Genomic DNA, 25543 nt, shown 5'->3' with positions numbered 1-25543 from the left:
GATCGTCCCTCAGGACGAACGCCAGCCCGGCGTTTTCGACAGCGCGCGATGAGGGAGGCACTCGCCACCATGACGAGTGATCTTGTTCACGGTACTGATGCCATCGCAATCACCGGCGTGTCATGCCGCCTCCCCCAGGCGCCCGACCCCGGTGCCTTCTGGGAGCTGCTGCGCGCGGGGCGCAGTGCGATCACCGAGGTGCCGCCGGACCGCTGGGACCCGGACGCGGTGCTGCCGGACTCCCCGGAGGAGCATCGGGCCGGGCTGCGCCACGGCGGATTCCTCGACCGGGTGGACGCGTTCGACGCGGCGTTCTTCGGCATCTCGCCGCGCGAGGCGGTGGCGATCGACCCGCAGCAGCGGCTGTTCGCCGAACTGGCCTGGGAGGCGCTGGAGGACGCGGGCATCGTCCCGGAGACGCTGCGCTCCACCGCGACGGGTGTGATGGTCGGGGCGATCGCCGCCGACTACGCGGCGCTGGCACAGCGCGGCGGTGCGATCACCCAGCACTCGCTGCCCGGGCTGAACCGCGGTGTCATCGCCAACCGGGTGTCGTACGCGCTGGGCCTGCGCGGCCCGAGCCTGGCGGTCGACACCGCGCAGTCGTCGTCGCTGGTGGCGGTGCACCTGGCGGTGGAGAGCCTGCGCAAGGGCGAGTGCACGCTGGCGCTCGCGGGCGGCGTGGCGCTCAACTTCGCGCCCGAGAGCGCCGAGGTCGCCGGGCGGTTCGGCGGGCTGTCGCCGGACGGGCGCTGCTTCACCTTCGACGCGCGGGCCAACGGCTACGTCCGCGGCGAGGGCGGCGGGGTCGTCGTACTGAAGCCGCTGGCGGACGCGGTGCGCGACGGGGACACCGTGTACGGGGTCATCGTCGGCAGCGCGGTCAACAACGACGGCGCCACCGACGGGCTCACCGTGCCCAGCGCCGAGGCCCAGGCGGCGGTGGCGCGGCAGGCGTGTGCGGACGCCCGGGTGGATCCGGCGCGGGTGCGCTATGTGGAGCTGCACGGGACGGGCACGCCGACGGGCGACCCGCTGGAGGCGGCGGGCGTGGGCGCCGCGTACGGCAGCGCACGGCCCGCGGGCTCGCCCGTGGTGGTCGGCTCGGCCAAGACCAACGTCGGGCATCTGGAGGGCGCGGCGGGCATCGTCGGGCTGATCAAGACGGCGCTGAGCATCCGGCACCGGGAGATTCCGGCGAGCCTGAACTACGAGTCGCCGCATCCGCGCATCGACCCGGAGGCGCTGAACCTGCGCGTCCAGACCGCGTGCGGCCCGTGGCCGGACGCGCCGCTGGTGGCCGGTGTGAGTTCCTTCGGCGTGGGCGGGACGAACTGCCACGTCGTGCTCGCCGAGGCGCCCGAGCGGGCCGCACCGGACGATTCGGAGAGCGGCGAGCCGGCGGTCCCGCTGGCCCCGTGGCTGGTGTCCGGGCGTACGGAGGCCGCGCTACGCGCCCAGGCCGGACGGCTGGTGGAGCACCGGACGGCTGACGCGAATGCGTACGACACCGGCTCGGCGCTGGCCCGCACCCGTACGCACTTCGAGCACCGCGCCGTGGCTCTCGGGCTCGACCATGACGCGCAGTTGGCGGCGTTGCGGGCCGGGGCCGAGGTGCCGGGGCTGGTCACAGGTGTCACGGGCGACCACGGGAAGGTGGCGCTGGTCTTCCCCGGGCAGGGCTCGCAGTGGGAGGGCATGGCGCGCGAGCTGTTACGTACGTCGGCCGTCTTCCGCGCGTCGATCGAGGCGTGCGACGCGGCGCTCGCCCCGTACGTCGGCTGGTCGCTGCTGGACACGCTGACCGCCGAGTCCGGCGCGCCGTCGCTGGACCGCGCGGATGTCGTCCAGCCCGTGCTGTTCGCGGTGATGGTGTCGCTCGCCCGGGTGTGGGAGTCGCTGGGTGTGCGGCCGGACGCGGTGGTCGGGCATTCGCAGGGCGAGGTGGCCGCGGCGCACATCGCGGGGGCGCTCAGCCTGGAGGACGCCGCCCGGGTGGTGGCGCTGCGCAGCCGGACCATCATGACGCTGGCGGGCACCGGGGCCATGGCGTCGGTGCCGCTGGCGGCCGACCGGGTCGCCGCGTATCTCGCCCCCTTCGGCGAGGGCCTGAGCATCGCCGCGGTCAACGGGCCCGGCACCACGGTGGTGGCCGGGGCTCCCGAGGAGGTGGCCGCGTTACTGGCCCGCTGCGAGGCGGACGGGATCCGGGCGAAGGCCGTTTCCGCCGTGGACTTCGCGTCGCATTCGCCGCATATGGAGGCCATCCGGGAACAGCTGCTGGAGCAGCTGGCGGGGGTGACGCCGCGCTCGTGTGACATCGCCTTCTACTCGACGGTCACCGCGAGCGCCATCGACACAGCCGGGCTGGACGCCTCGTACTGGTACACCAATCTCCGTCAGCCCGTCCTCTTCGAGACGACGCTCCGGGCCATGGCGGAGGCGGGGTTCGGCACGTTCGTAGAGTCGAGCCCGCACCCCGTGCTCACGCTCGGACTGCGGGAGACGCTGCCGGAGGCGCTGGTCGTGGGGTCGCTGCGGCGCAACGAAGCGCCGTGGCCGCCGCTGCTGACCTCCCTGGCGGAGCTGCATGTGCGCGGCCTGCCCGTGGACTGGTCCGCCGCCTTCGAGGGGCGGACGCCGCGTTCCGTGGACTTGCCCACGTACGCGTTCCAGCGCGAGCGCTACTGGCCGGAGGTGTCCACCGCGTTCGAGCCGGTGCCACGTCAGGAGGCGGAGCGCGCGGAGGCCCCCGCGGGGAACTCCGAAACGACGACGTGGCCGGAGCGGCTCGCCGGGCTGCCGGAGGACGAGCGGAGCCGTACGGCGCTGGAGCTGGTGCGGCTGCGCACGGCCATCGTGCTCGGCCATCTGAGCACGGACACGGTGGATGTCGACCGGGCGTTCCGTGAGCTGGGCATGGACTCCACGATGGCGGTCCAGCTGCGGCAGAACCTGATGGACGCCACCGGGCTGACGCTGCCGGAGACCGTCGTCTTCGACCACCCGAGCCCGTCCCGGCTGGCGCGGAAGCTGTGCGAACTGGCCCTGGGAGAGGACGCGTTGCCGGTGGCGTCCGCATCGCGTGCGGTGGACGCCGACGATCCGATCGTGGTCGTCGGCATGGCCTGCCGCTTCCCCGGTGGCGCCGGTTCGCCCGAGGAGCTGTGGCGGCTGGTCGACGGCGGTGTGGACGCCATCTCGGGGTTCCCCGCCGACCGGGGCTGGGATCTGGACGCCCTGTACGACCCCGAGCCCGGTGTGCGGGGCAAGACGTACACCCGGCACGGCGGATTCCTGGACGACGCCGCCGAGTTCGACGCGGAGTTCTTCGGCATCAGCCCGCGCGAGGCCACCGCGATGGACCCGCAGCAGCGGGTGTTGTTGCAGGTCACCTGGGAGGCGTTCGAGCGCGCCGGGATCGATCCGGGCACGCTGCACGGCAGCGGCACCGGGGTGTTCGTGGGCGCGATGTCACAGGAGTACGGCCCGCGGCTGCACGAGGGCGACGACGGGCTGGGGGGCTATCTGCTCACCGGCAACACCGCGAGCGTCGCGTCGGGACGGCTCGCCTACACCTTCGGGCTCGAAGGCCCGGCGGTGACGATCGACACGGCCTGCTCGTCGTCGCTGGTCGCGATGCACCAGGCGGTGCAGGCGCTGCGCGTCGGGGACTGCGCGCTGGCGGTGGCGGGCGGCGTCACGGTCATGGCGACCCCGGGCATGTTCGTGGAGTTCGGGCAGCAGCGCGGGCTGGCCGCGGACGGCCGGTGCAAGTCGTTCGCGGCCGGTGCCGACGGCACGATCTGGGCCGAGGGCGCGGGCATGCTCCTGCTCGAACGCCTCTCCGACGCCCAGGCCAACGGCCACACCGTGCTGGCCGTCATCCGCGGATCCGCCGTCAACCAGGACGGCGCCAGCAACGGCCTCACCGCCCCCAACGGACCGTCCCAGCAGCGCGTCATCAACGCCGCGCTGGCGAGCGCCGGACTCACCCCCGACCAGGTGGACGCGGTGGAAGGTCATGGCACCGGCACCACGCTGGGCGACCCCATCGAGGCCCAGGCCCTGCTCGCCACCTACGGACAGCACCGCGAAGAGCCCCTGTGGCTCGGCTCGTTGAAGTCCAACATCGGCCATGCGCAGGCGGCGGCCGGTGTCGGTGGCGTCATCAAGATGATCCAGGCCATGCGCCACGCCACCCTGCCCAGAACCCTCCATGTCGATGAGCCCAGCCCCCGCGTCGACTGGACCACCGGCAGCATCCGGCTTCTCGCCGAGGCCAGGCCCTGGCCCGAGAACGGCCATCCCCGCCGCGCCGCCGTCTCCTCCTTCGGCATCAGCGGCACCAACGCCCACCTCATCCTCGAGGCCCCGCCCACGCCCCAGGACGCGGACACGGACACGGAGGAGCGGCAGGACGCTCCGCGGAACACCCTGCTGCCGTGGGTGCTCTCCGCCAAGTCCGAGCAGGCCCTGCGGGACCAGGCCCGGCGGCTGCGCGGCCACCTGGCCGACCACCCCGGTCTCACGCCCGCCGCCGTCGGCCACTCCCTGGCCACCGCACGCGCCCACTTCGTCCACCGCGCCGCCGTCGTCGCGGCCGACCGCGAGGCGTTCGACCAGGCCCTCGGCGCGCTCACCCGCGGCGAACCGTCGCCCGCCCTGGTGCGTGGCACCTCCCGCCCCGGCAGGACTGCCTTCCTGTTCACGGGGCAGGGCAGCCAGCGACTGGGCATGGGCCGGGGGCTGTACGAGGCGTTCCCGGCGTTCGCGCGCGCCTTCGACGAGGTGTGCGCCGAACTCGACCCCGCGGTGCGCGAGGTGATGTGGGGCGACGAGGAGGCGCTGCACCGTACGGAGTTCACCCAGCCCGCGATCTTCGCGGTGGAGGTGGCGCTGTTCCGGCTGCTGGAGTCCTGGGGCGTACGGCCCGACTTCGTCGCCGGTCACTCGATCGGGGAGCTGGCCGCCGCGCATGTCGCGGGGGTGTTCTCGCTGGAGGACGCCGCCGCGCTGGTCACCGCGCGCGGTCGGCTGATGGGGGCGTTGCCGCCCGGGGGCGCGATGGTGGCGGTCGAGGCCACCGAGGACGAGGTGGCCCCGTATCTGACGGGGCGGGTGGCCCTCGCCGCCGTCAACGGCCCCACCTCGGTAGTGCTCTCGGGCGCCGAGGACGCCGTCAACGCGGTCCTCGAACGGCTCGGTGAGCGCAGGACGAACCGCCTGAGCGTGTCCCATGCGTTCCACTCGCCGCTGATGGACCCGATGCTGGAGGACTTCGGGTGGGTCGCCCGGACCGTGACGTACGCCGAGCCGCGGATCCCGGTGGTGGCGGATGGCGATGTGGCCACCGCCGAGTACTGGGTGCGGCATGTGCGCGGGACGGTCCGGTTCGCCGACGCGGTGACCCGGCTGGAGGCCGAAGGCGCCACCCACTACGTGGAGTTGGGGCCGGACCGCGTCCTCACCGCCATGGTCCGCCACAGCCTCACCGACCCCGACGCCGCCGCCCTCGTCCCCACCCTCCACCGCGACCGCGACGAGGCGCGGGCGCTGATGGGCGCCCTCGGCCGACTGCACACCCACGGCATCGCCGTCGACTGGGCCCGCCTGTTCGGCGACGCCCCGGCCCCGGCCGTCGACCTGCCCACGTACGCGTTCCAGCGCGAGCGCTACTGGCTGGACACGCCGAAGCCCGCCGTGGGCGCCGACGGCCTGGGGCTGACGGCGACCGGCCATCCGATCCTGACCACCGCGGCCGAACTCCCCGACCCGGGCGGACTGCTCCTGACCGGCCGGGTGAACGCCGCCGCCCCCGGCTGGGCGGCCGACCACGCCGTCTTCGGCACGCCCGTCCTGCCGGGCGTGGCCTTCGTGGACATGCTGCTGCACGCCGCGGCACGGGTGGGGTGTGGCCGCGTCGAGGAGCTGACCCACCACGTCTTCCTGGCCCTGCCCGAGCACGGCGCGCTCCAGCTGCGGGTCCTCATCCGGGTGGCGGACGACGCGGGGCGGCGGGCCTTCGCCGTCCACTCGCGGCCCGAGGACGCCCCGCCGGGCACCGACTGGACCTGCCACGCCACGGGTGCGCTCGGCGCCGCCGCGGAATCCATCAGCGCCCCCGACGACGCGGCCTGGCCCCCGGCCTCCGCCGACCCCCTCGACACCGACGGCTTCTACCGGCGGATCGCCGACGCCGGATTCGGCTACGGCCCGCTCTTCCAGGGGCTCAAGGCCGCCTGGCAGGACGGCGAGACGCTGTACGCCGACGTCGCCCTGCCCGCGGGCACCGCCCCGGGCCCGTACGGCGTCCACCCCGGACTGCTCGACTCGGCGCTCCACCCGCTGGCGCTCGCCGCGGGCGACTCCGAGGACGGCACGCTTCAGGTGCCGTTCTCCTGGAGCGGTGTGACCCTGCACGCGACCGGCGCACGCGCCCTGCGGGTCCGGCTCACGCGCTCGGCGCCGGACGCGGTCGCGCTGCGGGTCATGGACCCGGCCGGGGCGCCGGTCCTGACCGTCGACTCCCTCGCCCTGCGGGCGGTCGGCGCCGAACAGCTCGCCGCGGCCAGGCCCGATCGCGACGGCGCGCTCCACGAGGTCGTCTGGCGGGCGGTGGCCACGCCACCGGACGCCGTGTCCCCGGAGGGGGCCGGGTGGGCCGTGGTCGGGGACGCGGACGACCGGCTGGTCGCCGCGGCGCTGGCAGCGCTCGGCCCGGACGCCGAGACGTACCCGGACGCCGAAGCCCTGCGCGCGGCGCTGCGGTCCGGTGCGGCCCGGCCGAAGACGGTCGTCGCCCGGTGCGCCGGGACCGCCGAGGACCGCGACGACTCGGCCGAAGCGGCACACTCCGCGACGCGCCACGCCCTTGACCTGGTGCAGACGGTTCTGGCCGACGGGGAGCCGGACTCCCGTCTGGTGGTCCTCACGACGGGCGCGGTGTCCACCGAGGCGGACACCGGAAGCGGCGCCGCACCGGCCGCCGCCTCGGTGTGGGGTCTGATCCGCTCGGCCCGGACCGAGCACCCGGACCGGTTCACGCTCCTCGACGTCGATGGTGCGGAGATATCCGAGGAGGCCATCGCCGCGGCCCTGGCCTCCGGGGAGCCTCAACTTGCCGTACGCGAGGGCCGGTTACTCGTACCCCGCCTCGCCCCGCTGGCATCGGGACCGCCTTCTGCCACGACGCCCGCCACCTCCTTCGATCCGCGACGAACGGTGCTCATCACCGGCGGCACCGGCGCCCTCGGTGCCCTCCTCGCGCGCCACCTGGTCACCCGGCACGGCGTCCGGAGGCTGCTGCTGACCAGCAGAAGCGGCCCCGAGGCGGCGGGCGCCCTCACCGAGGAGCTGACCGCCCTCGGCGCCGAGGTCACCGTCACCGCCTGCGATGTCGGCGACCGCGCGGCCCTGGCCGCGCTGCTGGCGGCCCTGCCCGAGGAACACCCGCTCGGCGCGGTGGTGCACTGCGCGGGCGTCCTGGACGACGGGGTGGTCACCGAACTCGACCGGGACCGGTTGGGCACGGTGCTGCGCCCCAAGGCCGACGGCGCGTGGAACCTCCACGTGGCGACCCGGGACGCCGACCTGACCGCGTTCGTGCTGTTCTCCTCCGTGGCGGGCACCCTGGGCACGGCGGGACAGGCCAACTACGCCGCCGCCAATGCCTTCCTCGACGCACTCGCCCACCACCGCCGCGCCGCCGACCTGCCCGCCACCTCCCTCGCCTGGGGGCTCTGGGCGGAGGACGGCGGCATGGGTGGCACGCTGGACCGGCGGGGCCTGGCCCGTATGAGCCGCGAGGGACTGGCGCCGATGCCCACCGCCCGGGCCCTCGCGCTCTTCGACGCGGCCCTCGCGACCGGGCACACGGTGCTCGTGCCCACCGGGCTCGATGTCACCGGCATCCGCGCGCAGCGGGCGCCGAGCCCGCTGTCCCCGCTGCTCGCCGACCTCGTTCCCGCTCAGGCCGCGCCCGGTGGCCGGGAGAGCGACACCGGCCAGGACGGCTCGCTGCGCGGGCGGCTCGCCGGGCTGCCCGAGGCCGAACAGCGCGACCTGCTGCTGGACGTCCTCCGCATGCACATCGCCACCGTCCTGGGCCACAGCTCGCCGCCCGCCATCGACCCCGGAACCTCCTTCAAGGACCTGGGCTTCGACTCGCTCGCGGGCATCGAACTTCTCATCGTGCTCGGCGAGGCGCTGGGGCTGCACCTGCCGTCCACCATGCTGTTCGACCACCCCACCCCCGCCGCCCTGATCACCCACCTCAAGGACGAACTGGTCGGCGACGCCCCGCCGCCGCTCGCCCCCGCCGAGGCACCGGACACCGCGAGCACCCCGCGCGCCGCCGACGCCATGGTCAGCAGCACCTCCGCGCCCGCCGTGGACGACGACGAGCCGATCGCGGTCATCGGCATGGGGTGCCGCTTCCCCGGTGGCGCCAGCACGCCGGAAGAGCTGTGGCGGCTGGTGGCCGAGGGCCGCGACGCGGTGGGGGCGTTCCCCGACAACCGCGGCTGGGACCTCGACGGCCTGTACGACCCCGACCCCGATGTGCGCGGCAAGACCTACGCCCGCGAGGGCGGCTTCCTGTACGACGCGGCCGAGTTCGACGCCGAGTTCTTCGGCATCAGCCCCCGTGAAGCCCTCGCGCTCGACCCCCAGCAGCGGCTGCTGCTGGAAACGGCCTGGGAGACGTTCGAGGACGCGGGGCTCCGGCCCGACACCTTGAGCGGCAGCGCCACCGGCGTCTTCGCCGGAGTCGTCACCCAGGAGTACGGCTCCCTCGTCCACGAGGGCAGCGAGCCCGTCGACGGCTTCCTGCTGACAGGTACGACGGCGAGTGTGGCGTCCGGGCGGGTGGCGTACACCTTCGGCTTCGAGGGCCCGGCGGTCACCGTCGACACCGCGTGCTCCTCCTCACTGGTGGCACTCCACATGGCGTGCCAGTCGCTGCGGAGCGACGAATGCTCCATGGCGCTCGCGGGTGGCGCCACCGTCATGGCGAATGCCGGGATGTTCCTGGAGTTCAGCCGCCAGCGCGGGCTGGCGCCCGACGGCCGCTGCAAGTCCTTCTCCGCGGCCGCCGACGGCACGATCTGGGCCGAGGGCGCGGGCATGGTCCTGCTCGAACGCCTCTCCGACGCCCAGGCCAACGGCCACACCGTGCTGGCCGTCATACGCGGCTCCGCGGTCAACCAGGACGGCGCCAGCAACGGCCTCACCGCCCCGAACGGACCGTCCCAGCAGCGCGTCATCAACGCCGCATTGGCGAGCGCCGGGCTGACTCCCGACCAGGTGGACGCGGTGGAGGGGCACGGCACCGGCACCACGCTCGGCGACCCCATCGAGGCGAAGGCGCTGCTCGCCACCTACGGACAGAACCGCGAAGAGCCGCTGTGGCTCGGCTCGTTCAAGTCCAACATCGGCCACGCCCAGGCGGCCGCGGGCATCGGTGGCGTCATCAAGATGATCCAGGCCATGCGCCACGCCACCCTGCCCAAGACCCTCCACGTCGATGAGCCCAGCCCGCACATCGACTGGACCACCGGCAGCGTGCGGCTGCTCACCGAGGCCCGGCCCTGGCCCGACAACGGCCACCCCCGTCGCGCCGCCGTCTCCGCGTTCGGCATCAGCGGCACCAACGCCCACCTCGTGCTCGAACAAGCCCCCACCACCCCCATCGCAGAACCTTCAACGCACACCACACCGCGGCCGACCACGGTCCCCTGGATCCTGTCCGCCAAGAGCGAGCAGGCCCTGCGGGCCCAGGCCCAGCAGCTGCGCACCCACCTTGAGCTGAGCCCCGAGCCGCACCCGGACCGAGTCGCATACGCACTCACCACCACACGGTCCCTCTTCCACCACCGTGCCGTGGTGGTGGCGGACGAGCCCGAGGCATTCGACCGCGCCCTGGACGCCCTCACCCGCGGCGAACCGTCCCCGGCCGTGGTCCGTGGCACCCCGCACCCGGGCAAGACGGCCTTCCTGTTCACCGGCCAGGGCGCCCAACGGGCAGGCATGGGACGACGGCTCTACGACACCTACCCGGCCTTCCGCGACGCGTTCGATGAGGTCTGCACCACGCTGGACCAGTACCTGGAAGCCGAGCGGCCGCTGAAGGACGTCGTCTTCGCCGAGGACCAGGGCCCGCTGAACCAGACCCGGTATACCCAGGCCGCACTGTTCGCCCTGGAAACCGCCCTCTACCGCCTCATCGAATCCTTCGGCATCACCCCCGACTACCTCACCGGCCACTCCATCGGCGAACTCACCGCCGCCCACATCGCCGGAGTTCTCACCCTGGACGACGCCTGCTACCTGGTCGCCGCCCGTGGCTCACTGATGCAGGCGCTCCCCACCGGGGGCGCCATGATCTCGGTGCGCGCCACAGAGGAGCAGATACGCCCGCTGCTGGACGGCCGCGAGCACGAGGTGGCCATCGCCGCCGTCAACGGCCCGGCCTCCCTGGTCATCTCCGGCGACGAACAAGCCACCACCGAAATCGCCACCACCCTCGCCGAGGACGGCATCAAGACCCGCAGGCTCACCGTCTCGCACGCGTTCCACTCGCCCCACATGGATCCCATGCTGGACGAGTTCGCACGCGTCGCAGGTGAACTGACCTACCGGCCACCGACCATCCCCCTCGTCTCGAACCTCACCGGGCAGCTCGCCGACCCCGACGAGATCACCACGCCCGCCTACTGGGCCCGCCACATCCGCGAAGCCGTCCGCTTCGGCGACGGCATCACCACCCTCCACACCCACGGCGTCCGCCACTACCTCGAACTCGGCCCCGACGCCACTCTCACCACCATGGCCCAGGACAGCCTGGCCGACGACACCGACGACATCGCGTTCATCCCCGTCCTCCACCGGGAGCGGGATGAGAACCACACCTTCCTCACCGCCCTGGCCACCGCGCACACCCACGGCGTCCACGTCCGCTGGACTCCACTGATCGGCGAGACCACCACTCCCCTCGCGCTTCCGACCTACCCGTTCCAGCGTCAGCGCTTCTGGCTGGAAAGGCCCAGGCCCACCGCGGGTGCCGACGGCCTGGGGCTGACGGCGACCGGCCATCCGGTGCTGACCACCTTGGCCGAACTTCCCAACGGGGGCGGACACCTCTTCACCGGCCGGGTCTCCGGATCCGACCCCGCCTGGGTAGCCGAGCACGCCATCTTCGGCGCGATGATCGTGCCCGGTGTGGCCTTCGTCGATCTCCTCCTCCACGCCGCGCGCCACGTGGACTGCGATCACATCGAGGAACTCACTCACCATGTGTTCCTCGCCGTACCGGAGCGCGGCGCGCTCCAGCTACGGGTCCTGGTCGAACCGGCGGACGACTCCGGGCGGCGCTCCCTCGCGGTCTACTCCCGGCCGGAGGACGCCCCGGCCGAGAACGAGTGGACCTGCCATGCCACGGGCGTGCTCGCGGCCGAAGAGAGGGAAGCGCCCTCGACGGCGGGCGTGCTGACGGACGACGTCTGGCCTCCGGCCTCCTCCGTCCCCATGGACACGGAGGAGTTCTACCGACGGGTCACCGACGCGGGCTTCGGCTACGGACCGCTGTTCCGAGGGATGCGGGCGGCCTGGCGGGACGGGGACACCACGTACGCGGAGGTGTCCCTTCCCACGGACGCGGACCCGGGCGCGTACGGCATCCATCCCGGTCTGCTCGACTCGGCGCTCCAGCCCGCCGCGCTGGTCGCGGGACACGAGGCTGCGGACGACACCATCAGGGTGCCGTTCTCGTGGAGTGGCGTAACCCTCCACGCGACGGGGGCGAGGGCCCTGCGGATCCGCCTCATGTGGCCCACACCGGACACGGTGTCGCTGGTCATCGCGGATCAGACGGGTGCGCCGGTGATGACGATCGACGCCCTCATCATGCGGTCGGTCGGCGCCGACCAGCTCGCCGCCGCGCGTGCGGCCGACGCCGGAGAGCTGTACGAGGTCGACTGGCTGGCCGTCCCGACACCCGAGGAGGAGCTGCAGGGCACGGTCGAGGTCCCGCAGGACGCGGTGGCGCTGCCGACCGCGCAGCGGGACGACGGCACCACCGGCCCCGAGGTGTTCGTCACGTGGTGTGTCTCGCAGAACTCCGAGAACTCCGAGAACGGCGCCGACCCGGCCCAGTCCACCCGCTCCCTCACCCACCGCGTGCTCGGCCTCGTCCAGGCGGTCGTGTCCGATGACCGGCCGGACTCCCGCCTGGTGATCCTCACCAGGGGCGCGATGTCCACGGGCACCGGGGACGAGCCCACCGACCTGGCCGGAGCGGCGGTCTGGGGGCTGATCCGTACGGCTCAGTCGGAACACCCGGACCGGTTCACACTGATCGACCTGGACGGCTCGGATTCCTCGCTCACGGCCGTTCCGGCCGCCCTCGCCACGGCAGAACCCCAACTCGCCGTGCGCGACGGCGCGCTGCTGGCCCCTCGCCTCGCCCGTCCCGACACCGGCACGGAAGCCGCCACGGAAACCGACACCCCTGACACCTCACCGGCGCGGTTCGACCCGGACAAGACCGTGCTCATCACCGGTGGAACCGGCGCCCTGGGCACGCTCCTCGCGCGCCATCTGGTCAGCACGTACGGCGCCAGGAGGCTGCTGCTCATCAGCCGTAGCGGGCCGCGGGCAGCGAGCACCATCGCCGCAGAACTCTCCGAACTCGGCGCCGAGGTCACGATCGCGGCCTGCGACGCCGCCGACCGGCAGTCGCTGGAAACCCTGCTCGGAAGCCTGCCGGAGGAGCATCCGCTCGGCGCGGTGGTGCACTGCGCCGGGACACTGGACGACGGCATTGTGACGGCGCTCAGCCCTGAGCGGTTCGACGGAGTGCTCCGCCCGAAGGTGGACGCCGCGTGGAACCTCCATCTGCTGACCCGCGACCTGGACCTGGACACGTTCGTGCTGTTCTCGTCGGCGGTCGGTGTCCTCGGCTCTCCCGGGCAGGCCAACTACGCGGCCGCCAACAGCTTCCTGGACGGACTCGCCCAGCACCGCCGGGCGTGCGGGCTGCCCGCGACGTCGCTCGCCTGGGGCCTGTGGGATCAGGGCGGCGGCATGGCAGGCACCCTCGATGAGCAGGACCGGGCGCGCATGAGCCGCAACGGGCTGCTGCCGATGCCCGCCGAACAGGCACTCGCACACTTCGACGCGGCGCTGGAGGCGGCCCCGGCGGTGGTGGTCCCGGCCAAGCTCGACCTGGCGGGCCTGCGCGCCCGCGCCACATCCGCCCCGGTGGCGCCGATCTTCCGCGGTCTGGTCCGCACACCGCTGCGCAGCGCCGCGCAATCGGCCACGGCCGGAGGGGGCACGGGCGGGCTGCGGCAGTCGCTCATGGGACACCCCGAGCCCGAGCAGGAGCGGATCGTGCTGGACTTCCTGCGCGGTCATGTGGCCACCGTCCTCGGACATGGCTCGCCCGACGCCATCGACCCCGTGCACTCGTTCAAGGACCTCGGATTCGACTCGCTCAGCTCGGTGGAGCTGCGCAACTCGCTCAACAAGGCGTCCGGGATGCGCCTCCCCTCCACGCTGTTGTTCGACTACCCGACCCCCGCGGTGCTGGCGACCTACATACGTGGCGAGCTGATGGGCAGCGGGCAGGCGGAGGCCGGTGCCCAGGTGGCCCGGCGCACCGCCCGTACCGCACCGGCGAGCACCGACACGGCCGAGCCGATCGCGATCGTGGGCATGGGGTGCCGTTTCCCCGGTGGCGCGAGCACGCCGGAGGAGCTGTGGCGGCTGGTGGCCGAGGGCCGGGACGCGGTGGGGGCGTTCCCGGACAACCGCGGCTGGGACGTCGAGAACCTCTACGACCCCGACCCCGATGTGCGCGGCAAGACCTACGTCCAAAAGGGCGGCTTCCTCTACGACGCCGACCGCTTCGACCCCGAGTTCTTCGGCATCACCCCACGTGAAGCGCTCGCGCTCGACCCGCAGCAGCGGTTCCTTCTGGAAACCGCCTGGGAGTCGTTCGAGGACGCGGGGATCCGGCCCGAGACCCTGCGCGGCAGCGCCACCGGAGTCTTCGCCGGAGTGGCCGCCCAGGAGTACGTCTCGCTGACCCACCACGGCGGCGAACCCGTCGAGGGCTATCTGCTGACGGGTACGACGGCGAGTGTCGCGTCCGGGCGGGTGGCGTACACCTTTGGCTTCGAGGGCCCGGCGGTCACCGTAGACACCGCGTGCTCGTCCTCGTTGGTGGCACTCCACCTGGCCTGCCAGTCGCTGCGGAGCGGCGAGTCCACCATGGCCTTGGCCGGTGGAACCACGATCATGGCCAATGCCGGGATGTTCCTGGAGTTCAGCCGTCAGCGCGGGCTGGCGCCCGACGGCCGGTGCAAGTCCTTCTCCGCGGCCGCCGACGGCACGATCTGGGCCGAGGGCGCGGGCATGGTCCTGCTCGAACGCCTCTCCGACGCCCAGGCCAACGGCCACACCGTCCTGGCCGTCATCCGCGGCTCCGCCGTCAACCAGGACGGCGCCAGCAACGGCCTGACCGCCCCCAACGGACCGTCCCAGCAGCGCGTCATCAACGCCGCGCTGGCGAGCGCCGGGCTCACCCCCGACCAGGTGGACGCCGTCGAAGGCCATGGCACCGGCACCACCCTCGGCGACCCCATCGAGGCCCAAGCCCTGCTCGCCACCTACGGGCGGGATCGCGAAGAGCCCCTGTGGCTTGGCTCCTTCAAGTCCAACATCGGCCACGCCCAGGCGGCGGCCGGTATCGGTGGCGTCATCAAGATGATCCAGGCCATGCGCCACGCCACCCTGCCCAAGACCCTTCATGTCGACGAGCCCAGCCCGCACATCGACTGGGACTCGGGCAACGTCCGACTCCTCACCGAGGCCCGCGCCTGGCCCGCCACCGACCACCCCCGCCGCGCCGCCGTCTCCTCCTTCGGCATCAGCGGCACCAACGCCCACCTCATCCTCGAACAGGCCCCCGCGGCTCACGTCACAGAGCCCCCGAGCCACACCACCACCGTCCCCTGGCTCCTCTCCGCCAAGACCGAACAAGCCCTCCGCGACCAGGCCCAGCGGCTGCGCACCCACCTTGAGGCGAGCACCGAGCTTCGCCCGAACCGAGTCGCGTACGCACTCGCCACCACACGGTCGCTCTTCGACCACCGCGCTGTGGTGGTGGCGGACGAGCGCGAGGGATTCGACCGCGCGCTGGACGCCCTCACCCGCGGCGAGCCCTCCCCGGCCGTGGTCCGCGGCACGCCCCACCCGGGCAAGACCGCGTTCCTGTTCACCGGCCAGGGCGCCCAACGGGCAGGCATGGGACGACGGCTCTACGACACCCACCCGGCCTTCCGCGACGCGTTCGACAAGGTCTGCACCACCCTCGACGGCCATCTCGGCGCGGAACAGCCGCTGAAGGACGTCATCTTCGCCGAGGACCAGGGACCGCTGAACCAGACCCGGCATACCCAGGCCGCACTGTTCGCCCTGGAAACCGCCCTCTACCGCCTCATCGAATCCTTCGGCATCACACCCGACTACCTCACCGGCCACTCCATCGGCGAACTCACCGCCGCCCACATCGCCGGAATCCTCACCCTCGACGACGCCTGCCGCCTGGTCGCCGCGCGCGGCACCCTCATGCAGGCGCTTCCCTCCAACGGAGCGATGATCTCCGTACGGGCCACCGAAGACGACGTTCGCCCTCTACTCGAAGGCCGCGAGCACGAGGTGGCCATCGCCGCCATCAACGGCCCCACCTCCCTGGTCCTCTCCGGCGACGAACAAGCCACCACCGAAATCGCCACCACCCTGACCGAAGGCGGCATCAAGACCCGACGGCTCACCGTCTCCCACGCGTTCCACTCCCCCCACATGGACCCCATGCTGGACGAGTTCGCACGCGTCGCAGGCGAACTCACCTACCACTCCCCCACCATCCCCCTCGTCTCCAACCTCACCGGGCGGCTCGCCGACCCCGACGAGATCACCACCCCCGCCTACTGGGTACGCCACATCCGCGAAGCCGTCCGCTTCGGCGACGGCATCACCACCCTCCACACCCACGGCGTCCGCCACTACCTCGAACTCGGCCCCGACGCAACCCTCACCACCATGGCCCAGGACTCCCTGCCGGAAGACGTCGGCGCCACCCTCGTCCCCACCCTCCACCGCGACCGGGACGAGAACCACACGCTCCTCACCGCCCTCGCCACCGCACACACCCACGGCATCGCCGTCGACTGGGCTCCCCTGACCGGCGGAACCAGCACCCCCCTCACGCTTCCCACCTACCCCTTCCAACGCCGGCGCTACTGGCTGGAGACGGCGAAGCCCAGCGCCCCGAACACCTCCACCCACCCCCTCCTCACCGCGGCGATCACCCTCCCCGACGGGGAAGGCGCCGTGTTCACCGGTGAGGTCTCACTCAAGGCCCAGCCGTGGCTGAGCGATCACGTCGTCCACGGGACGGTGGTGCTGCCGGGCGTGGCCTTCGTGGATCTGCTGCTGCACGCGGCCGGGTATGTCGGATGCGAGCAGATCGAAGAGCTGACGCACCATGCCTTCCTGGCCGTGCCGGAGCGGGGTGCCCGGCAGCTGCGGCTCACCGTGGGCGCCGCGGACGAGGCAGGGCGGCGGTCGTTCTCGCTGTTCTCGTCGGAGAGCGACGCGGCCGAGGAGACGGCCGAGTGGACCCGACACGCCAGTGGCTTCCTCGCCGAATCCGCGCCGGAGCCCGCGTTCGATCTCACGGCGTGGCCGCCCGCCGAGGGCGAGTCCGTCGACATCGAGGAGTTCTACCGCGGGTTCGTCGGGCGCGGATACGAGTACGGGCCGCTGTTCCGGAGCTTCCGGGCGGGCTGGCGGGTCGGCGACACCCTCTACGCGGAGATCGCGCTCCCGGACGGCACGGACCCCGAGGCGTACGGCGTCCACCCCGCCCTCCTGGACTCGGCGCTGCACCCGCTGATGCTGTTCTGGTACGAGTCGGAGCGCGTACGGCTGCCCTTCTCCTGGAGCGGTGCGGCACTGCACGCCGTCGGACCGTCCCGGTTGCGGGTGCGGCTGTCCCGCGCGGAGCGGGACGTGATGTCCCTCTCCGTGGCCGACGCCACCGGCGCCCCCGTGCTCACCATCGGCGGGCTGGCCATGCGCGAGGTGGCCCCGGATCAGCTGGCCGCCGCCCGGGCCCGGCAGAGCGACGCCCTGTACGAGCCGGGCTGGCTCCCCGTGTCCGCGCCCGCGTCGCAGAGCAGCGGCCCGTGGGCGGTGGTCGGCGCGGCGGAGGTGGCCAAGGCGCTCCGTACCGCCGGAATCGACGCCGTGCACCACTCCACGCTCGCCGCGCTCGGTGCGGAGGGCGCCAAGCCACCGCAGATCGTGGTGGCGGGTCCTGCCCGTTCCGATGGCGGCGATCTGGCGGCGGACGCGCACACTGCGGCCAGCGAACTCCTCGCTCTGGTACAGGAGTTCGTCTCCGACGACGCCCTCGCCGACGCGCGGTTGGCGGTGCTGACCCGGGGGGCGGTGGCCGCGGCGGACGGTGAGCGGGTGCCGGATCCGGCGGCGGCCACCGTGTGGGGGCTGATGCGCACGGCGGACGCGGAGTATCCGGGCCGGTTCGTGCTCGTCGATCTGGACGGGTCGGACGCCTCGTACCGCGCGCTCCCGGCGGCGCTCGCCACCGGAGAGCCGCAGCTCGCCATACGCGACGGAGAGCTGCGCGTGCCCCGGCTGGTGCGCGCGACGCTGCCCGCGCCGGAGACCGACGACGGAGGGAACGCCACCCGGCTCGACCCCGAGGGGACCGTGCTCATCACCGGTGGCACCGGCACCCTCGGCGGCCTGCTGGCCCGGCACCTGGTGGAGCGGCACGGCGTACGGCATCTGCTGCTGGCCAGTCGGCGCGGACCGGCGGCGGACGGCGCGACGGAGCTGGCCGCCGGGCTGAAGGAACTGGGCGCCGACGTTTCCCTCGCCGCCTGCGACACCGCGGACGCCGAGGCGGTGGCCGGACTGCTGCGGTCGATTCCCGGCGCCCATCCGCTGACCGGGGTGTTCCACACGGCCGGGGTTCTGGACGACGCCGCCCTCGCCTCGATGACACCGGAGCGGCTGTCGGCGGTGCTGCGGCCCAAGGTCGACGCCGCCTCCCATCTGCACCGGCTGACGGAGGACATGGACCTGGCCGCGTTCGTGCTGTTCTCTTCCGCGGCGGGGGCGATCGGCAACGCGGGGCAGGCCAACTACGCCGCGGCGAACACCTTCCTCGACGGGCTCGCCGCCCACCGCCGAGGACGGGGCCTGCCGGGCCTCTCGCTGGCGTGGGGCCTGTGGGCGCAGACCAGCGAACTGACCGCGGGTCTTGACCCGGCCGGGCGGGCGCGGCTGGGCCGCGGTGGCATCGGCGCGATGCGCACGGCGCAAGCCCTCGGCCTGCTCGACCTCGCCCTGAACTCGCCCCAGGCGCTCCTGGTGCCCGCGAAGCTGGACCTGGCGCGGCTGGGCGAGGGCGATGCGCCCATCCCCGCCGTGTTGCAGGGGCTGGTCCGCTCCCGGGCCCGGCGGGCCGCCGCCGCGGGCGGTGCGGCGGACCCGGACACGTTGCGGCAGCGGCTCGCCCCGCATGACGAGGCCACGCAGCTGGACATCCTCCTCACGTATCTCCGTGGGCAGGTCGCCGCGGTGCTGGGCCACGGCTCGCCGGACGCCATCGACGCCGACAGCGGCTTCCTGGAGATGGGGCTCGACTCGCTCACCACCGTCGAGTTCCGCAACAACCTCAACCACGCCACCGGCCTCCGGCTGCCTCCCACCACCCTGTTCGACTACCCCACACCGGTCCAGCTGGCCGCCATGCTGCGTGCCGAACTGGCACCCGAGCGGGCCCCCGACGAGGTGCCGCAGCCGCTGGTGGCCGAGTTGGACCGGCTGGAGAGCGGTCTGCGGAGCGCCGTCCCCGGTGTCCGTACCGCGGTCGCCGCGCGCATGCGGGATCTTCTGCTGACGCTGGACGGTCCGGACGCCCCGGAGGACGCCGGACCGGAGGGCATGACGATCGAATCCGCGACGGACGACGAGATCTTCGACTTCATCGACAACGAGCTGGGGCTCTCATGACCCGGCCAGGGGCCCGCCGACGGGCTCGGCAACTCAGGAGGAGCGGCGTCGCATCATGAACGAGGACAAGCTGCGCGACTATCTGAAGCGGGTGACGGCCGACCTCCAGCGCACCCGTCAGCGGCTGGCCGAGGCGGAGTCCCGGAACAGTGAGCCGATCGCGGTCGTGGGCATGGCCTGCCGGTTCCCCGGCGGGGCCACCACGCCCGAGGGGCTGTGGGAGCTGGTGTCCGAGGGGCGTGACGCGGTGGGCCCGTTCCCGGACAACCGCGGCTGGGATCTGGACGGCCTGTACGACCCGGATCCCCTCGCCACCGGGAAGACCTACGCCCGCGAGGGCGGCTTCCTGTACGACGCCGACCGCTTCGATCCGGAGTTCTTCGGCATCAGTCCCCGTGAAGCCCTCGCGCTCGACCCGCAGCAGCGGCTGCTCCTCGAAACCAGCTGGGAGTGCGTGGAGAGCGCCGGGCTGTCCCCGGGCGAGCTGCGCGGCAGCCGTACCGGGGTGTTCAGCGGGGTGTCCGGGCACGAGTACGCCTCGCTCATCCACCGGGGCCCGGAGGATGTCGAGGGCCATCTGCTGACCGGTACGACCCTCAGCGTGGCCTCCGGGCGGATCGCGTACACGCTCGGTCTGGAGGGCCCGGCGGTCACCGTGGACACCGCGTGCTCGTCCTCGCTGGTGGCACTCCACATGGCCTGCCAGTCGCTGCGGAACGACGAGTCCACCATGGCGCTGGCCGGTGGCGCCGCGGTGATGCCGACGCCGGGGATGTTCGTGGAGTTCAGCCGCCAGCGCGGACTGGCGCCCGACGGCCGGTGCAAGTCCTTCTCCGCCGCGGCCGACGGCACCACCTGGGCCGAGGGCGCGGGCACGATCCTGCTCGAACGGCTCTCCGACGCCCAGGCCAACGGCCACACCGTCCTGGCCGTCATCCGCGGCTCGGCGGTCAACCAGGACGGCAAGAGCAGCCAGCTGAGCGCGCCCAACGGCCCCGCCCAGCAGCGGGTCATCCACGCCGCCCTGGCCAACGCCGGGCTCGCCCCGGACCAGGTGGACGCGGTGGAGGGCCACGGCACCGGCACCACCCTGGGCGACCCCATCGAGGCCCAAGCCCTGCTCGCCACCTACGGACAGAACCGCGAAGAGCCGCTGTGGCTCGGCTCGTTCAAGTCCAACATCGGCCACGCCCAGGCCGCCGCGGGCATCGGTGGCGTCATCAAGATGATCCAGGCCATGCGCCACGCCACCCTGCCCAAGACCCTCCACGTCGACGAGCCCAGCCCGCACATCGACTGGACCACCGGCGATGTCCAGCTCCTCACCGAGGCCCGCGCCTGGCCCGCCACCGACCACCCCCGCCGCGCCGCCGTCTCCTCCTTCGGCATCAGCGGCACCAACGCCCACCTCATCCTCGAACAAGCCCCCACCGCTCCCGCCGCAGAACCCCCGAGCCACACCACCACCGTCCCCTGGCTCCTCTCCGCCAAGACCGAACAAGCCCTCCGCGACCAGGCCCAACGACTCCTCGACCACACCACCGAACACCCCACCCTCCACCCCACCGACATCGCCCACACGCTCGCCACGGCCCGCGCCACCTTCGACCATCACGCCGCCGTCGTCGGTGCCACGCGCGACGAACTCCTCGCCCAGCTCCACGCGCTCGCCCAGGACCCCGCCCGCGCCGCTCTCCCCGCCCGGCCCCGCACCAAGAAGGTCGCGTTCCTCTTCACCGGCCAGGGCGCCCAGCACCCGGGCATGGGCCGCGGGCTGTACGACGCCTACCCCACCTTCCGCGACGCGTTCGACCACGTGTGTGCCGCCCTCGACCGCCACCTCACGGCCGAACGCCCCCTGAAGGACGTCGTCTTCGCCGACGACCCCACCCTCCTCAACCAGACCCGCTACACCCAGCCCGCCCTGTTCGCGCTCCAGACCGCCCTCGCCCGGCTCCTCACCGAGGACTTCGGCATCGACCCCAGCCACGTCATCGGCCACTCCATCGGTGAGATCGCCGCCGCCCACACCGCGGGGGTCCTCCCGCTGGACGACGCCTGCCGCCTGGTCGCGGCCCGTGGCACCCTCATGCAGGCCCTGCCGCCCGGTGGCGCCATGGTCGCCGTCGAGGCGACCGAGGACGAGGTGGCCCCGCGTCTCACCGAACGCGTCGGCATCGCGGCCGTCAACGGACCCCGCGCGGTCGTCGTCTCCGGCGACGAGACCGACGTCACCGCCCTCGCCGAGGAGTTCTCCGGTCAGGGGCGGCGCACCCGCCGCCTCACCGTCAGCCACGCCTTCCACTCGCCGCGTATGGACCCCGTCCTCGACGGATTCCGCGAGGTCGCCGAGACCCTGACGTACGCGCCGCCACGTATCCCCCTGGTGTCCACCCTGACCGGGAAGGCCGTCACCGCGTTCGACGCCGCCTACTGGACCGAGCACATCCGCCGCACCACCCGCTTCCACGACGGCCTCACCGCGCTCCACGGCCTCGGCGTCACCACCTGTCTGGAGATCGGCCCCGACGCCGTCCTCACCGCGCTCACCCGGGAGGCGCTGCCCGAGGCCGCCGCCGTACCGCTGCTGCGCCCCCGTCATCACGAGCCGACCAGCCTGGTCACCGGGCTTGCCCAGGCGCACGCCTACGGCGTCGCCGTCGACTGGAAGGGGTTTCTCGCGAAGCGCGGTGGCCGGAGCGTCGCCCTTCCCACGTATGCCTTCCAGCGCCGCCGCTACTGGCTCGGCGCGCCCGACCCGGCCGGTTCACCCGCGGGTCTGGGGCTGGAGCCCGCCTCGCATCCGCTGCTGGCCACCGCCACCGAACTCCCGGACGGCAGCCATCTGTTCACGGGCCGGGTGACGCTGGCCGACCATGCGTGGCTCGGCGACCACATCGTCATGGGGACCGTCATCCTCCCCGGCACCGCCTTCGTGGAGCTGGCGTTCCACGCCGCCCATACGGTGGGGACCGACGAGATAGCGGAACTCGTCCTGAATGCCCCCGTCACGTTCGGCGCCCAGGGCGCCGCGCTGCTCCAGGTCATCGTCGGGCCCGAGGATCCTGCCACGGGCCGCGCCCTGACCATCAGGTCCCGCTCGGCGGAGGACCACTCGTGGACCGAGAACGCCACCGGCCACCTGAGCGCGGCCGTGCCGGTCGCCTGACCGCCCGCGTACGCGCCACGCCACAGGGCCGGACACCATCGGAGGTGTCCGGCCCTGTGGCGTGGCGGGATCAGGCGGCGCGTCCCACCCGGAGCGGGGTGAACGGCACAGCCGAGGCGTGCGGGGCGGTGTCGGTGAGGTAGGCGGCCATGGCCTCGGCGGTGATGGGGGTGAGCTGGACTCCCATGCGGAAGTGGCCGGTGGCCAGGTAGACGTCAGGGACGGCGGTCGGGCCGATGAGCGGGAGGCCGTCGGGCGAGGCGGGGCGGAGGCCCGCGCTGATCTCGGCGAACCGCAGGGCGCCGACGCCGGGGATGACCTCGGCGGCGCGGGCCAGCAGGTCGCGGGTGCCGTCGGCGGTGACGGTCTCGTCGTAGCCGCGCTCCTCGTAGGTGGAGCCGATGACGAGTTCGCCGTCCAGCCGGGGAACCAGGTACAGCGACGAGCCCTTGGAGAGGGCGCGGGAGGTCACGCCCAGCAGCGGCGGTTCGGAGTGCAGCCGGAGGATCTGGCCCTTGACGGGACGGATCTCGGGGATGGCGTCCTCGGGGAGGCCCCCGATGTGGTGCGTCCAGCACCCGGCGGCCAGGACGACGCGGTCGAAGGTCACCGCGTCGCCGTTGTCGAGGGTGACGGCGTGGTGGGCGACCCGGATGGCGCGCCGGCGGATGACGGTGCCGCCGAGGGCTTCGATGGCCGTGAGCAGCGCCGCGCTGAGGGTGCGCGGATCGACGGCGCCGTCGTCGGGTCCCAGCAGGCCGCCGAGGGCGGGGGCGAAGGCGGGCTGGAGCTTGGCGCACTCCTCGGGTGTGAGGCGTTCGCTGCGGATGCCGAGCGACTCCCGGAAGGACTCCTGAAACTCCAGGACGCGGAGGGCGTCCTCGTCGAAGGCCGCGTCCAGGACGCCGTCGCGCCGGAACCCGGCGGGGGCGAACTCCTCCAGCTCGGCGACGAAGGAGGGGTAGAGGTCGCGCGAGGCCAGGCACAGCCGCAGCAGGTCGTTCTCGCCGTCGATTTGCTCGCTGCTGGGCGGGAGCATGCCCGCCGAGGCGTGGGATGCCTTGGAGGCCGGGGCCGGGTCGATCACGGTGACGGTGACGCCGAGGCGCAGGGCCCGCCAGGCGGTGGCGAGGCCGATGACGCCTCCGCCGACGACAACGGTGTTCATGATGTGCTCTCCTGAAGAAGTCGCCGCAGCTGGGAGGCGAGGTCTGCGGGCGTCGGATGGTCGAAGGTGAGGGTCGCGGGCAGCCGCAGTCCGGTGGCGGCGGACAGGTGGCGGCTGAGTTCGAGGTTGCCGATGGAGTCGAGGCCGACGGTGTGGAACTCCCGGTCGGGGTCGATGTCGTCGGGGCCGTCGTAGCCGAGGACGGTGGCGGCCGCGGTGCGGACGCACTCCAGCACGGCGCCGTCGTGTTCGGCCTCGGGCAGGTCCGCCAGGCGGGCCCGCAGGGTGTCGGTCGCGGTGGGCCGGGGCGCCGAGCCGGGCGCCAGGTCGGCCAGGACGGGCGGGACGTTCCCGGTGAGGGCCGACTCGTTCAGCCGTACGGGCGCGAGGACGGCCTCGTCACCGGCGAGAGCGGCGTCGAAGAGGGTCAGGCCCTGGTCGTGGCCGAGCGGGGCGAAGCCGGAGCGCTTGATGCGGTTGAGGTCGGCGGTGGACAGCTCGGCGCCCATGCCGTCCTCGCTCTCCCACAGGCCCCAGGCGAGGGAGACGCCGCGCAGCCCGAGGGTGCGGCGGTGGTGGGCGAGGGCGTCGAGGACGGCGTTGGCGGCGGCGTAGTTGCCCTGTCCCGCGTTGCCGGTCAGCCCGGCGACGGACGAGAACACCACGAACGCGCAGTCCGGGTCGCGGATCAGCTCGTGCAGCTGGAGCGCGGCGTCGGCCTTGGGCCGCAGGACCGTATCCAGCCTGCGCGGCGTCAGGGTGTCGACCGTGGCGTCGGACAGCACACCCGCGGTGTGGATGACGGCGGAGGGTGCGGGGATGTCGGCCAGGGCGCGCGCCAACGCGGTGCGGTCGGCGGTGTCGCAGGCGATGACGTCGACGCGGGCGCCGAGCGCGGTGAGTTCGGCGGCCAGCTCGTCGGCGCCGGGGGCGTCCGGGCCGCGGCGGCTGAGCAGCACGAGGTGGCGGACGGTGTGCCGGGTGACCAGGTGCCGGGAGATGAGGCGGCCCAGGGCGCCGGTGCCGCCGGTGATGACGACGGTGCCCGTGAGGCTCGTACGGCCCGGTGGTGGCGGGCAGCGGACGAGGCGGGGCCGGAACAGGGCGCCGTGGCGCACGGCGAGTTGCGGTTCGCCGGAGGCCACGGCGGCGAGAAGGGCGCGGCCCGAGTCCTCGGGGTCGTCGACGTCGACGAGGACGAAGCGGCCGGGATGTTCCGACTGGGCGCTGCGCAGCAGGCCCCACACGGCCGCGCCCGGCAGGTCGGACAGGGCTTCCTGGGGGCGGGTCGCGAGGGCGCCGCTGCTGACCAGGACGAGGCGGGCGTCGGCGAGGCGTTCGTCGGCCGACCACTCCTGGACGAGCATCAGGGCGCGCTGTGCGGCCGAGCGCACCGGGGAGTCCTGGTCCGTGCAGGAGACCACGACCACGTCGGGTGCGGGCGTGCCGTCGCGGAGTGCGGAGTCGAGGGCGGCCAGGGAGGGGTAGGAGTCGAACGAGCGGCGGATGGACTTCAGGGCGCCCGTGACGCCGATGTGGTCGGTGCCGAGGAACGCCCAGCGCCGCTGGTCAGCGGCGGCCGACGGCTGCTCGACGGCCTTCCAGGCGACGCGCAGCAGCTGGGTGCGCTGTGCCGCGGCGTCGAGCTGGTCGGCGGTGACGGAGCGTCTGACCAGGGACTGGACCGTGACGACCGGTTCGCCGTCGTCGCCGGTCAGGGCCAGGGAAACACCGCCCTCGCCGGGCCGGGCGTGGACGCCGAGGCGCCGCGTGCCCGCCCGGTGGAGGCGCACCCCGCGCAGGGCGAAGGGCAGGAAGGTGCCCTCGTCGCGGTCGAGGCCCGGGACCAGCGCGGCCTGCAGCGCGGCGTCGAACAGCGCCGGGTGGAGGTGGTAGTCGCTCTCGCCGCCGGACGCGGCGCCGTCGAGCCGGGCTTCGGCGAAGACCTCCTCGCCGTCCGCCCACACGGCGCGCAGGCCGCGGAAGGCGGGCCCGTACGGGAGGCCGCGGTCGGCGAGACGGCGGTAGATGTGTGCGATGTCGACCTGCCGGGCTTCCTGGGGAAGTCCGGGCGGTTCCGGATTGCTCATGGT

The 25543-nt window shown here is 73.3% G+C and carries 4 protein-coding genes; 2 read left to right on the top strand and 2 right to left on the bottom strand.

Annotated features, from left to right (window positions below):
- Positions 1–48 precede the first annotated feature (48 nt).
- Entirely contained in the window at positions 49–19113 is a 19065-nt protein-coding gene (locus ACZ59A_RS15285; protein WP_470958459.1) for a type I polyketide synthase, read from the top strand.
- A gap of 55 nt (positions 19114–19168) precedes the next feature.
- Positions 19169–22282, top strand: a complete 3114-nt coding sequence (locus tag ACZ59A_RS15280; protein WP_470958456.1) for a type I polyketide synthase — start codon at positions 19169–19171, stop codon at positions 22280–22282.
- Between the two features lie 70 nt (positions 22283–22352).
- Here ACZ59A_RS15280 and thiO read toward each other — a convergent pair whose 3' ends face one another.
- Both thiO and ACZ59A_RS15270 read right to left on the bottom strand, forming a co-directional pair.
- Positions 22353–23450 carry a glycine oxidase ThiO gene (gene thiO, locus ACZ59A_RS15275; protein ID WP_470958453.1) on the bottom strand — a complete coding sequence of 366 codons (1098 nt, stop codon included), beginning with the start codon at positions 23448–23450 and terminating at the stop codon, positions 22353–22355.
- Positions 23447–25540, bottom strand: a complete 2094-nt coding sequence (locus tag ACZ59A_RS15270; RefSeq protein WP_470958452.1) for a type I polyketide synthase — start codon at positions 25538–25540, stop codon at positions 23447–23449. Before ACZ59A_RS15270 ends, thiO begins: the two co-directional genes overlap by 4 nt.
- Positions 25541–25543 lie beyond the last annotated feature (3 nt).

This window comes from Streptomyces sp. NPDC040405 (assembly GCF_055595765.1).
The sequence above is the reverse complement of the archived record's forward strand: the minus strand, read 5'-3'. Positions and strand labels throughout refer to the sequence as shown.

Bases quoted from the DNA above. Each gene is read 5' to 3' on its own strand.
- ACZ59A_RS15285 (WP_470958459.1), top strand. From the start codon at position 49: ATGAGGGAGGCACTCGCCACCATGACGAGTGATCTTGTTCACGGTACT.
- ACZ59A_RS15280 (WP_470958456.1), top strand. From the start codon at position 19,169: ATGAACGAGGACAAGCTGCGCGACTATCTGAAGCGGGTGACGGCCGAC.
- thiO (WP_470958453.1), bottom strand. From the start codon at position 23,450: ATGAACACCGTTGTCGTCGGCGGAGGCGTCATCGGCCTCGCCACCGCC.
- ACZ59A_RS15270 (WP_470958452.1), bottom strand. From the start codon at position 25,540: ATGAGCAATCCGGAACCGCCCGGACTTCCCCAGGAAGCCCGGCAGGTC.